General features: G+C 43.3%; 9 protein-coding genes and 1 tRNA gene. All 10 read right to left on the bottom strand.

The window, feature by feature from the left end:
• Positions 1–21 precede the first annotated feature (21 nt).
• Positions 22–396 (bottom strand): 30S ribosomal protein S12, encoded by a 375-nt coding sequence (rpsL, locus tag FHG08_RS04915; RefSeq protein ID WP_002958885.1) that lies wholly within the window; start codon positions 394–396, stop codon positions 22–24.
• A 194-nt stretch (positions 397–590) separates the two neighbouring features.
• Complete coding sequence (rpoC, locus tag FHG08_RS04910) at positions 591–4,763, bottom strand: DNA-directed RNA polymerase subunit beta' (RefSeq protein ID WP_178954656.1); 4,173 nt, start codon at positions 4,761–4,763, stop codon at positions 591–593.
• 104 nt (positions 4,764–4,867) lie between these two features.
• Positions 4,868–8,893, bottom strand: coding sequence for a DNA-directed RNA polymerase subunit beta (rpoB, locus tag FHG08_RS04905; RefSeq protein WP_010392125.1), 4,026 nt, complete (start codon positions 8,891–8,893; stop codon positions 4,868–4,870).
• 268 nt (positions 8,894–9,161) lie between these two features.
• Positions 9,162–9,524: a 50S ribosomal protein L7/L12 gene (gene rplL, locus FHG08_RS04900; protein ID WP_008108465.1), complete on the bottom strand. Its 363-nt coding sequence runs from the start codon at positions 9,522–9,524 to the stop codon at positions 9,162–9,164.
• Positions 9,525–9,598: 74 nt separating this feature from the next.
• Complete coding sequence (gene rplJ, locus FHG08_RS04895; RefSeq protein ID WP_008108464.1) at positions 9,599–10,093, bottom strand: 50S ribosomal protein L10; 495 nt, start codon at positions 10,091–10,093, stop codon at positions 9,599–9,601.
• A 320-nt stretch (positions 10,094–10,413) separates the two neighbouring features.
• Positions 10,414–11,118, bottom strand: a complete 705-nt coding sequence (gene rplA, locus FHG08_RS04890; protein WP_010392122.1) for a 50S ribosomal protein L1 — start codon at positions 11,116–11,118, stop codon at positions 10,414–10,416.
• 4 nt (positions 11,119–11,122) lie between these two features.
• Entirely contained in the window at positions 11,123–11,551 is a 429-nt protein-coding gene (gene rplK, locus FHG08_RS04885) for a 50S ribosomal protein L11 (protein WP_008108462.1), read from the bottom strand.
• Between the two features lie 217 nt (positions 11,552–11,768).
• A complete protein-coding gene (gene nusG / locus FHG08_RS04880) occupies positions 11,769–12,326 on the bottom strand; it encodes a transcription termination/antitermination protein NusG (protein WP_008108460.1) in 558 nt (185 codons plus the stop codon).
• 4 nt (positions 12,327–12,330) lie between these two features.
• Positions 12,331–12,708 carry a preprotein translocase subunit SecE gene (gene secE, locus FHG08_RS04875; RefSeq protein WP_054202752.1) on the bottom strand — a complete coding sequence of 126 codons (378 nt, stop codon included), beginning with the start codon at positions 12,706–12,708 and terminating at the stop codon, positions 12,331–12,333.
• Positions 12,709–12,839: 131 nt separating this feature from the next.
• A tRNA-Trp gene (locus FHG08_RS04870) sits at positions 12,840–12,916 on the bottom strand.
• Between the last annotated feature and the right edge of the window lie 74 nt (positions 12,917–12,990).

The following is a 12,990-nucleotide window of genomic DNA, read 5'->3' as shown; positions in this document are numbered from 1 at the left end:
GGCCTTACTAACGGAATACAATTAGCCTTTAGGGCGTTTTGCACCGTATTTAGAACGAGCTTGACGACGGTCGCTTACGCCTGCACAGTCAAGTGCACCACGTACAGTGTGGAAACGCACACCTGGTAAATCTTTAACACGACCACCACGGATTAGGATTACACTGTGCTCTTGAAGGTTATGACCTTCACCACCGATGTATGAAGTTACTTCGAAACCGTTAGTTAAACGTACACGAGCTACTTTACGTAACGCCGAGTTTGGTTTCTTAGGTGTAGTTGTATATACGCGAGTACATACACCACGCTTTTGCGGACACGCTTTAAGCGCAGCTGAGTTACTTTTAGTAACCTTGCTACGACGTGGCTTACGCACTAGCTGGTTAATAGTTGCCATTTAAATAGCTCCTGAAATTAAAATTACTACTGAAAAAAATAAAAAATCCGCCCTTGTTTTACGAGCATGTATTAAACGTGCAAGTAAATGGGTGGCGGAATTTTAATGAGCAAAGATTGACCTGTCAACCTAAACCGCTCGCAAGGCAGTAGATAACTACCTTGCTAAACTCTAATCTATTGATTAGATTCGGTTTATTGATTTCCAGATAAATCCGCGTTTAAGGCATCAGTCAGTGCTTGAGTCGCCTCTTCTGCACTTACCGTTTGCTCTTCAACAACGTCTTTTTGCTTACGACGAGCCATACGATCTTGATGATACGCAAAACCGGTACCGGCTGGGATCAATCGACCCACAATTACGTTTTCTTTCAGACCGCGTAACTCATCGCTCTTACCATTTACAGCGGCTTCTGTTAGGACACGAGTTGTCTCCTGGAACGAGGCTGCTGAGATGAAAGATTCTGTCGCTAGTGATGCTTTAGTGATACCCATTAACTGGATTTCAAACTTAGCTGGGATCTTACCTTGAGCTTCAAGGTCGCGGTTTGCGATATTAACGCGTGCCACTTCAATTTGCTCACCAGCTAAGAACTCAGTATCACCACCGTCTAGAATGATACATTTACGTAGCATTTGACGAATAATAGTTTCAATGTGCTTATCATTGATCTTAACGCCCTGCAAACGGTAAACCTCTTGCACTTCGTTAACAATGTAGTTAGCAACATGAGTCACACCACGTAGGCGTAAGATGTCATGCGGTGACTCTGGACCATCGGCGATAACTTCACCTTTAGACACTTGCTCACCTTCAAACACGTTAAGTTGACGCCACTTAGGAATCATTTCTTCGTAATGATCGCCTTCAGCTGGAGTAATAACTAAACGTTTCTTACCTTTAGTCTCTTTACCGAAACTAATCGTACCGGTGATTTCAGCTAAGATAGCTGGATCTTTCGGCTTACGCGCTTCAAATAAGTCGGCTACGCGTGGTAGACCACCCGTGATATCACGAGTTTTCGAACCTTCTTGCGGAATACGTGCTAGTACGTCACCAGGATTTGCAGTCGCGCCGTCTGTTACTTCAATCGTAGTGAATGAAGGAAGACGTGTTTCTTGCAAGCCACGCTCATCACTTTCAATGATAAGTTTCGGCTCTTTCGCATTCGCTTTAGCAAGATCTTTAACAACTACGCGAGTTAAACCCGTTAGTTCGTCAGTCTGTGCTTCAGTATTTGAATCATCGATATCGCTGAACGATACTTTTGATTTATGCTCAAGAACGATTGGGTGACTATGCGGGTCCCAAGTAGCAACAATGTCGTTACCTTGAACTTCTGCATTGTCTTGCACTGTTAATACCGCACCGTAAGGTACTTTATAACGCTCTTTCTCACGACCATAGCTATCAATGATAGTGATTTCGGTAGAACGAGAGGTAATAACAATCTTACCATCTGTATTTAATACATACTTAGCGTTGTGAAGTTTTAATGTACCGTTAGTTTTAACTTGTACATTATTTTCAGCAGACGCTCTTGATGCCGCACCACCGATGTGGAATGTACGCATCGTAAGCTGTGTACCCGGCTCACCGATTGATTGTGCCGCGATAACACCAACTGATTCACCCGCGTTGATGATATGACCACGTGCTAGGTCACGACCATAACACTTAGCACAAACACCAAAGTCGTTATCACAGGTGATAACAGAACGTACACGAACTTCATCAACTGAGTGCTCTTCTAAAAGGTCACACAGTTTTTCGTCAAGCATGATGTTACGTTCTACAAGTACTGTATTAGTACCTGGAATAACAACATCTTCAGCAACAACACGACCTAGTACACGTTCGCGAAGTGCTTCTACAACGTCACCACCTTCAATAAGCGGTTTCATTGTTAAGCCATCTTCTGTGCCACAATCGTCTTCATTGATTACCAAATCTTGTGCAACGTCTACTAGACGACGCGTTAGGTAACCCGAGTTCGCTGTTTTCAGTGCTGTATCGGCAAGACCTTTACGCGCACCGTGCGTTGAGATGAAGTACTGAAGTACGTTTAGACCTTCACGGAAGTTAGCCGTGATTGGCGTCTCGATGATTGAACCATCTGGACGTGCCATTAGACCACGCATACCTGCTAGCTGACGGATCTGAGCGGCACTACCACGAGCACCTGAGTCGGCCATCATAAACACTGAGTTAAATGACGGTTGCTCTTCTTCTTCACCTTGCGCATTCACTACGGTGTCTTTTGACAAGTTAGCCATCATTTCACGTGATAAGTTCTCATTTACACGTGACCAAATATCGATAACTTTGTTGTACTTTTCACCAGCCGTTACAAGACCTGATTGGAATTGTTGGTTGATTTCAGTTACTTCAGCTTCTGCTGCTTCAATGATTGATGCTTTAACTGGTGGGATAACTAAGTCATCGATACCAATTGAAACACCTGACTTCATTGCGTAGTGGAAACCGGTGTACATAACTTGGTCAGCAAAAACTACTGTGTCTTTTAAACCAAGACGACGGTAACACTCATTTAGTAAGCTAGAAATTTGCTTTTTACCTAGAGCTTGGTTGATTGACTCAAACGGCATACCTTTAGGTAAAATAAGAGACAGAATTGCACGACCCACTGTAGTATCAATGATAGTGATTGTATCTTCTACAACACCATCTTCATTAGCTACTGATTGGCTAATACGTACTTTCACTTTTGCGTGAAGGTCGGCATTACCACTACGGTATGCTTTTTCTGCTTCTTTAGGATCTTTAAATACGGTGCCTTCGCCTTTGGCGTTAATGCGGTCACGCGTCATGTAATAAAGACCTAATACAACGTCCTGTGAAGGAACGATGATTGGCTCACCATTAGCAGGCGATAAGATGTTGTTTGTAGACATCATTAACGCACGAGCTTCTAGCTGCGCTTCAATTGTTAGCGGTACGTGTACCGCCATTTGGTCACCATCGAAGTCGGCGTTGTAAGCCGCACATACTAATGGATGCAAATGAATCGCTTTACCTTCGATAAGCACAGGTTCAAACGCTTGGATACCCAAACGGTGAAGTGTTGGTGCACGGTTAAGTAATACTGGATGTTCACGAATTACTTCGTCTAGTACATCCCATACTTCCGCTACTTCACGCTCAACCATCTTTTTAGCTGCTTTGATTGTCGTAGCCATGCCGCGACGTTCTAATTTGCCATAGATGAATGGTTTGAAAAGCTCTAATGCCATCTTCTTAGGAAGACCACACTGATGAAGCTTAAGTGTAGGACCAACCGTGATTACAGAACGGCCAGAGTAATCTACACGCTTACCAAGTAAGTTCTGACGGAAACGACCTTGCTTACCTTTGATCATATCAGCAAGCGATTTAAGTGGACGTTTGTTAGAACCTGTAATTGCACGACCACGACGACCATTATCAAGTAGCGCATCAACCGCTTCTTGTAACATACGTTTTTCGTTGCGTACGATAATATCTGGTGCAGCTAAATCTAGTAGACGCTTAAGACGGTTATTACGGTTAATAACACGACGGTAAAGGTCATTTAGATCAGATGTCGCAAAGCGGCCACCGTCTAGTGGTACTAATGGACGTAAGTCAGGTGGCAATACTGGAAGTACTGTCATGATCATCCACTCAGGGTTATTACCTGATTGGTGGAACGATTCCATTAACTTAAGACGTTTAGTGATCTTTTTACGCTTAGTTTCAGAGTTAATTGTTGGTAACTCTTCACGCATCTCTGCAATTAATTGAGCAAGATCGAGTTCACGAAGCAAGTCTAATACTGCTTCAGCACCCATCTTCGCTTCAAACTCATCGCCGTGCTCTTCAAGTGCATCTAGGTATTCTTCTTCACCTAATAGCTGACCACGCTCAAGCGTTGTCATACCAGGCTCAGTTACTACGAATGATTCGAAGTAAAGAACACGTTCAATATCACGAAGCGTCATATCAAGCATTAAGCCGATACGTGACGGTAATGATTTTAAAAACCATATATGCGCAACTGGACTTGCCAGTTCTATATGACCCATACGGTCACGACGCACTTTAGTGAGTGTTACTTCAACGCCACACTTTTCACAGATCACACCACGGTGTTTAAGGCGTTTATATTTACCACATAAACACTCATAATCTTTCACTGGGCCGAAAATACGGGCACAGAATAAGCCATCGCGCTCAGGCTTGAAAGTACGGTAGTTAATAGTCTCAGGTTTCTTTACTTCACCGTATGACCATGAACGAACCATGTCTGGTGAAGCAAGACCAATGCGAATTGCATCGAATTCTTCGGTCTTATTTTGTTGCTTCAGAAACTTAAGTAAGTCTTTCACCTTAGCTCTCCTGTCGGAGTTAATCTTGAGGACGGATGTTCTCGTCCCTACATTCTATTCAGCCATAACAGATGCTGCAGCGTTCACTGCAGCATCTAATTGGCTTAATTTTCTTCCAACTCGATGTTGATACCCAGTGAGCGGATTTCTTTCAACAATACGTTGAACGATTCTGGCATACCTGGTTCCATTTTATGGTTACCATCAACGATGTTTTTATACATCTTAGTACGACCGTTCACGTCATCCGATTTCACTGTTAACATTTCTTGTAGAGTGTAAGCAGCACCGTAAGCTTCAAGTGCCCATACTTCCATCTCACCAAAACGCTGGCCACCGAACTGTGCTTTACCACCCAGCGGCTGCTGAGTAACAAGGCTGTAAGAACCAGTAGAACGCGCGTGCATCTTATCATCAACCAAGTGGTTAAGTTTAAGCATGTACATGTAACCTACAGTTACTTGACGTTCAAACTGATCGCCAGTACGGCCATCATAAAGTGTAACCTGACCACTTCTAGGGTAGCCGCCTAGCTCTAGCATGTCTTTGATTTCGTCTTCTTTCGCGCCATCAAATGCAGGAGTAGCAATCGGTAAACCACCTTTTAAGTTTTCAGCTAAACGACGAATTTCGTCATCAGAGAAACTAGCGATATCCACAACCTGACGAGATTCACCGATCTCATAAGCTTGTTTGATGAATTCACGTAGCTCATGAAGCTCGCGTTGCTCTTTCATCATTTCTTCTAAGCGCTCACCAATACCGCGTGCAGCTAGACCCATATGTGTTTCAAGGATCTGACCGATGTTCATTCGCGATGGTACACCTAGTGGATTTAGTACGATATCTACCGTACGACCTTTGTCATCGTATGGCATATCTTCTACTGGTACGATAGTCGAGATAACACCTTTGTTACCGTGACGACCCGCCATTTTATCACCCGGTTGGATACGACGTTTAACAGCTAAGTATACTTTAACAATTTTAAGTACACCTGGTGCTAAGTCATCACCTTGAGTAATTTTACGACGTTTGTTTTCAAACTTCTTATCGTATTCAGCTTTAAGCTCATCGTACTGTGCAGCTAGTTGCTCAAGTTCAGCTTGCTTGTCTTCTTCAGCAAGGCTTTGAGTTAGCAACTTTTCAGCATTCAGTGACGCTAAGTTGTCTTCATCGAAGCCAGCTGCCACAAGTAACTTGCGAGCACGCTCTAAAACACCAGCTTCTAGAATACGGAACTCTTCGTTGAAGTCTTTCTTCGCTTCGCGAAGCTGCATGTCTTCAACTTCTAACGCACGCTTATCTTTTTCAACGCCATCACGGGTGAAAACTTGTACGTCGATTACAGTACCAGTTACAGAGTTAGGTACACGTAAAGAGCTGTCTTTAACGTCAGACGCTTTTTCACCGAAGATAGCACGTAGTAGCTTCTCTTCTGGTGTTAATTGCGTTTCGCCTTTCGGAGTCACTTTACCTACTAGGATATCGCCGCCTTTAACTTCAGCACCAATATATACAACGCCTGATTCATCAAGCTTGCCTAGTGCAGATTCACCCACGTTCGGGATATCTGCTGTGATCTCTTCTGAGCCTAATTTAGTATCACGGGCGATACACTGTAGTTCTTGAATGTGGATAGTCGTTAGACGATCTTCTTCAACTACGCGCTCTGATAGTAAGATTGAATCCTCGAAGTTGTAACCGTTCCATGGCATGAATGCCACGCGAAGGTTTTGACCAAGGGCTAAGTCACCTAAGTCAGTCGAAGGACCATCTGCTAACACATCGCCACGAGTAACCGGTTCACCAACCATACAAGTCGGCTTTTGGTTAATACATGTATTTTGGTTAGAACGTGTGTACTTGGTTAAGTTGTAGATGTCGATGCCCGCTTCACCAGGGATGCGCTCTTCTTCATGTACATTAACAACGATGCGACTTGCGTCGGCATACATTACTTCACCACCACGTTTAGCAACAATCGTTACACCAGAATCTTTTGCTAGTGTTAACTCAATACCTGTACCTACTAACGGTTTGTCCGCTTTCAATGTTGGTACTGCTTGACGTTGCATGTTTGAACCCATCAATGCACGGTTAGCATCATCGTGTTCTAGGAACGGGATAAGTGCTGCCGCTACAGAGATCACCTGTTGTGGTGATACATCCATATATTGCTGGTCCATACGACCCATAAAGGTTGATTCACCTTTGTGACGACATGGAATAAGTTCATCTACAAACTCATTGGTTTCAGTTAAGTTTGAGTTCGCCTGTGCGATAACAAACTGACCTTCTTCAATGGCTGATAGGTAATCAACTTCATCAGTTACTACACCGTCTACCACTTTGCGGTAAGGTGTTTCTAAGAAACCGTAGTCATTGGTACGTGCATACGTAGACAATGAGTTAATTAGACCGATGTTTGGACCCTCAGGAGTCTCGATTGGACATACGCGACCGTAGTGAGTTACGTGAACGTCACGTACTTCAAAGCCAGCGCGTTCACGAGTTAGACCGCCCGGACCTAATGCAGAAATACGACGCTTATGCGTTACTTCTGATAGCGGGTTATTTTGGTCCATAAACTGTGATAACTGAGACGAGCCGAAGAACTCTTTAACCGCTGCCGAAATAGGCTTAGCGTTAATAAGATCTTGTGGCATTACCGCATCAAGGTCACCTAAGCTTAAACGCTCACGTACAGCACGTTCTACACGTACTAAACCTACACGGAATTGATTCTCAGCCATTTCGCCAACACTACGTATACGACGGTTGCCTAAGTGGTCTATATCATCAACATCGCCAACACCGTTACGAATAGCAATCAATACTTTCATAACCGCTACGATGTCTTCTTTGCTTAATGTGCCAGGGCCTGTGTCTGAATCGTAACCAACACGGCTATTGAACTTCATACGACCTACTGTTGATAAGTCATAGCGTTCTTCTGAGAAGAATAAGTTCTCAAATAAGGCTTCAGCCGCGTCTTTCGTCGGTGGCTCGCCTGGGCGCATCATGCGATAAATTTCTACTAGTGCTTCTAAACGGTTGCTTGACGAGTCAATATTCAACGTATTTGACATGTAAGCGCCGCTGTCCACTTCATTGATGTATAGTGTATCAATGGTCGTGTGACCGGCTTTAACCAATTCAGCCATCATTTCAAGCGTTAGCTCGTCATTTGCAGTAGCAATGATTTCACCTGTTGACTCATCAACATAGTTCTTCGCTAATACACGGCCAATGATGTACTCATGTGGTACTTCTAATTGCTTAATGCCTTTTTTCTCGATGCTCTTGATGTGGCGAGCCGTAACACGACGACCGCTTTCAACAAGGACTTCACCGTCTTCGCTCTTGATATCAAAAGCGGCAGTTTCACCACGTAAACGTGAAGGCACAAGTTCCATAAGAACCTTACCGTCAGCGATTTCAAACGCAGTAGTATCGAAGAAGATATCTAGGATTTCTTCACTCGTGTACTCAAGTGCACGTAAGATGATAGACGCCGGTAATTTACGACGACGGTCAATACGTACATATAAGTTATCTTTTGCATCAAATTCGAAGTCTAACCATGAACCACGGTAAGGAATTACACGTGCGTTATAAAGCACTTTACCTGACGAGTGAGTTTTACCGCGGTCGTTATCAAAGAATACACCAGGGCTACGGTGTAGCTGAGAAACGATAACACGCTCTGTACCATTGATTACAAAAGTACCGGTATCGGTCATGAGCGGAATTTCGCCCATGTAAACTTCTTGCTCTTTAATGTCTTTAACTGTGCCTGGAGCTTCTTTGTCCATTACTACAAGACGCAGTTTCACGCGAAGTGGAGCAGAATAAGTCACACCGCGAATTTGACATTCTTTTACATCGAATACTGGCTCACCAATACGATAACTTACGTATTGAAGCTCAGAATTTCCCGAGTAGCTTTTAATTGGGAACACAGAACGGAAGGCAGCTTCCAAACCATGATCGCCATCAGCGTCCGGGACTAAGAATTTTTTAAACGATTCTAACTGCGTCGACAGTAAGAAAGGTATATCCAAAACTTGTGGACGTTTACCAAAATCCTTACGGATACGTTTCTTTTCAGAATAAGAGTAAGCCATGGGGTTCCTCAGCTTGCTGATCTTTGACCCGACCTGTTCTTGTAAGAACAGACTTAACTGGCATCTATGCCAAGATGTACAACATTAACTGTTGTTCCAACTTAATCCCACCTCAACACTAGCAAACTATAAAGTGTTGAAATTAAAGAATAAATCAGATTTTATTTGCGCTATAAGAATAGTCGCTCTATAGCGCAAAAAGGCCGGTGATTAAATAATCACCAGCCCTTGCCTGATTTCTCAGGCAGCGAACCTAGCAAAAGCTAGATTACTTAACCTCAACTTCAGCACCAGCTTCTGTAAGGTCTTTAGCAAGAGCTTCAGCTTCTTCCTTAGAGATACCTTCTTTAACTGGAGTTGGAGCAGCTTCAACTAGAGCTTTAGCTTCTTTTAAGCCAAGACCAGTTGCGCCACGTACAGCTTTGATTGCCGCAACTTTATTAGCGCCAGCGCCAGTAAGGATTACGTCAAATTCTGTTTTCTCTTCAGCAGCTTCAGCAGCAGGACCTGCTACCATAGCAGCTGCAGCAGTTACGCCGAATTTTTCTTCCATTGCTTCAACTAGAGCAACAACGTCCATTACTGACATTTCAGCAATTGCGTCAAGGATTTGGTCTTTAGTTACAGACATTACAAATTTCCTAATAATTAACGGACTCTAAGGTCCAAATAAATTTACACCGAAAGGGATTAAACAGCTTAAAATTAAGCAGCTTGCTCTTCTTTCTGTACACGTACTGCTTCAATTGTTTTACACAATTTACCAGCAGACGCTTCTTTCATAGCGCTCATTAAGCGTGCAACAGCTTCGTCGTATGTAGGTAGAGTTGCAAGCATAGCTGCATCTACTACATTACCTTCAAAAGCGGCCGTTTTAAGCTCAAATTTCTCATTCTTTTTCGCGAAGTCTGAAAAGATACGCGCAGCAGCACCTGGGTGCTCTGATGAGAAAGCGATTAAGCTTGGACCAACAAATGAATCAGATAGGCATTCAAAGTCTGTTCCTTCAAGAGCACGTTTAGCTAGAGTGTTACGGACAACTTTCATCCAAACACCCGCTTCGCGAGCTTCTTTACGAAGGGCAGTGATTGCACCAACTGTTACACCACGAGAATCTGCAACTACTGCAGATAGAGCACCAGTGGCTGCTTCGTTGACTTCAGCAACAATTGCCTTTTTGCCTTGAAGATTTAAAGCCATGGGTGTTACTCCTGGTTTAATGGGTTACCGTACATCGGCTTCCCTGTTTTACTCTTCCCCACCAATAAAGGTGGAGATGCTTTTTACGGCGAGAGCCAGAAGATTAGGAAAAATCTATCTGGGGATTCACACCGTCTACGTAGGTAATATTAAGGCCGAAGCCGCCTACGGTCTTGGACGGAAGCCCAATTTATCGCGTTGCCCGAAGGCGCTTCGAAATTATGGACTTCAACCCGAATTCTTTACTTTGCGATTAACTAAATTAATCAGCAAAATGGCGCAAAATTATAGTACAAATTTCACGCCATGTAAACACTCAATTAAGCAACAACTGTGCTTAAAGTGCCTTGGTCAACAGAAACACCTGCGCCCATTGTTGTAGAGATAGTTACTTTCTTCAAGTAAACACCTTTAGCTTGAGAAGGTTTAGCCTTCTTAAGCGCAACAATTAGAGCCTCAAGGTTTTGTTGTAACTGCTCAGCAGTGAAATCAACCTTACCAATAGTAGTATGGATGATACCATTTTTGTCATTGCGGTAACGCACTTGACCTGCTTTCGCATTTTTAACTGCTTCTGCAACGTTAGGTGTTACAGTACCAGTTTTAGGGTTTGGCATTAGACCACGTGGGCCTAAGATTTGACCTAGTTGACCAACAACACGCATAGCGTCTGGTGATGCAACAACAACGTCAAAATTCATCTCGCCTTTCTTAACTAGGTCAGCAAGATCTTCCATGCCTACTAATTCAGCACCGGCTTCTTTTGCAGCTTCTGCATTAGCGCCTTGAGTGAATACAGCAACACGAACGTCACGACCAGTACCGTTAGGTAGTACAGTTGCACCACGAACGTTTTGATCAGATTTACGAGCATCGATACCAAGGTTAACAGCAACGTCAACACTTTCTACGAATTTAGCTGTCGCTAGTTCTTTTAAAAGAGCAACTGCTTCGTTAATTTCGTAATCTTTAGTTACTTCCACTTTTTCGCGGATAGTACGCATACGTTTAGTTAATTTAGCCATTATCTTAGTCCTCTACGTTCAAGCCCATCGCACGCGCAGAACCTGCGATAGTGCGAACCGCAGCTTCTAAATCAGAAGCTGTAAGGTCTGGTTTCTTTGTCTCAACGATTTCTTCAAGTTGAGCACGAGTTACTGTGCCTACTTTCTCAGTGTTAGGACGGCCTGAACCAGATTTGATACCTGCAGCTTTCTTAAGTAAGTAAGCAGCCGGTGGCGTTTTCATGTCGAACGTAAATGAACGGTCGCCGTAAACAGAGATCACTACAGGAACTGGAGCGCCTTTTTCGATAGATTCTGTACGTGCGTTGAACGCTTTACAGAATTCCATGATGTTTACACCGTGTTGACCTAGTGCTGGACCTACTGGAGGACTAGGGTTAGCCATACCAGCAGCAACTTGTAGCTTGATTAGAGCTTCAACTTTCTTAGCCATTATAAATACCTCATTAGGTGGGTCTTAGCCTTGTGCGCGCGAGGACGCGTACTCTAGCGGCTTCCCAGTTTAAAAATTGGTTTCTCACTTTTTAGTAAACAGTTAAACAAACGTTTTCCCTGAATACAAAAAGGCCGCTGATTATAAGTTAATCAGCGGCCTTTTTCAAGCTTCGTGCCAAAAATTTAAAAGTTTTTAACGCGACGCTTTAAATCAATTACTTATCTTGTTCAACTTGACCAAATTCAAGTTCAACTGGCGTAGAGCGACCAAAAATAAGTACCGACACTTTAACGCGGCTCTTTTCGTAGTCAACTTCTTCAACCACACCACTAAAGTCTGCAAATGGACCATCAGTAACACGAACCACTTCACCCGGCTCAAATAATGTTGCTGGTTTAGGCGCTTCTGCGTTCTCTTGTAGACGGTTAAGAATACGATCAGCTTCTTTGGTGCTAATAGGTGCTGGACGGTCTGATGTGCCACCAATAAAGCCCATAACACGTTCAGTGCTATTTACTAAGTGCCAGCTTGCATCATTCATATCCATTTGTACTAGTACGTAACCTGGGAAGAATTTACGCTCAGATTTACGCTTTTGACCAGCACGCATCTCTACGACTTCTTCAGTAGGAACTAATACTTCACCAAAGCTATCTTCTAGACCTTTGATTTTAATATGCTCTAATAATGTTTGAGCAACACGCTTCTCATAACCTGAGAAAGCCTGTACTACGTACCAACGTAGTTTCTTTTCGTTATTCTCATCCGACATGGGATCAGATCTCCAATCCAGTTAAAAAGCCTACAGCGCGGAATAAAATGCCATCTAATCCCCAAAGGATTAATGCCATAATCACTGTTGCAACCATTACAATTAATGTCGTGTGCGTTGTTTCTTGACGCGTCGGCCAAACTACCTTGCGTACTTCGATACGCGCTTCTTTTGCAAAAGCAAGGAATGTACGTCCCTTGAAAGTTTGCGAAGCAATAGCTAAACCCGCAGCTATCGCAACCACAACGCCAATAGCACGTAGTAATACAGACTGATCTGCAAACATATGGTTACCAACGACTGCGCCTGCAAGTAGCGCAATTGCTACTAACCACTTTACTGACTCCATCCCACTCGATGGTGTTTCTATATTCGTGCTCATAATATTATTACCTTAACTACAGACACAACAACCCTGCACGTCGACAGGGTTAATCCATTAAAATCTAAACTTAAAAACAAGCTTACTTAAACCGATTTTTAGTTCTAGACTTTACTCACTTTGTAAAAAATTGGCAGGGGCGGAGAGATTCGAACTCCCAACCGTCGGTTTTGGAGACCGCTGTTCTACCAATTGGAACTACGCCCCTGCAAAGTGGATGCCTATTATACTTACGCAATTCATTAACACAAGAGTAAAAAGATACCCATAACTTAAAATCTC

The organism is Pseudoalteromonas sp. Scap03 (assembly GCF_013393115.1).
Classification (GTDB): domain Bacteria; phylum Pseudomonadota; class Gammaproteobacteria; order Enterobacterales; family Alteromonadaceae; genus Pseudoalteromonas.
Note: the sequence above shows the minus strand (reverse complement) of the source record. Positions and strands in the feature narration are given on the sequence as shown.

Bases quoted from the DNA above. Each gene is read 5' to 3' on its own strand.
- rplL (WP_008108465.1), bottom strand. From the start codon at position 9,524: ATGTCTGTAACTAAAGACCAAATCCTTGACGCAATTGCTGAAATGTCA.
- secE (WP_054202752.1), bottom strand. From the start codon at position 12,708: ATGAGCACGAATATAGAAACACCATCGAGTGGGATGGAGTCAGTAAAG.
- nusG (WP_008108460.1), bottom strand. From the start codon at position 12,326: ATGTCGGATGAGAATAACGAAAAGAAACTACGTTGGTACGTAGTACAG.
- rpoB (WP_010392125.1), bottom strand. From the start codon at position 8,893: ATGGCTTACTCTTATTCTGAAAAGAAACGTATCCGTAAGGATTTTGGT.
- rplJ (WP_008108464.1), bottom strand. From the start codon at position 10,093: ATGGCTTTAAATCTTCAAGGCAAAAAGGCAATTGTTGCTGAAGTCAAC.
- rplK (WP_008108462.1), bottom strand. From the start codon at position 11,551: ATGGCTAAGAAAGTTGAAGCTCTAATCAAGCTACAAGTTGCTGCTGGT.
- rpsL (WP_002958885.1), bottom strand. From the start codon at position 396: ATGGCAACTATTAACCAGCTAGTGCGTAAGCCACGTCGTAGCAAGGTT.
- rplA (WP_010392122.1), bottom strand. From the start codon at position 11,118: ATGGCTAAATTAACTAAACGTATGCGTACTATCCGCGAAAAAGTGGAA.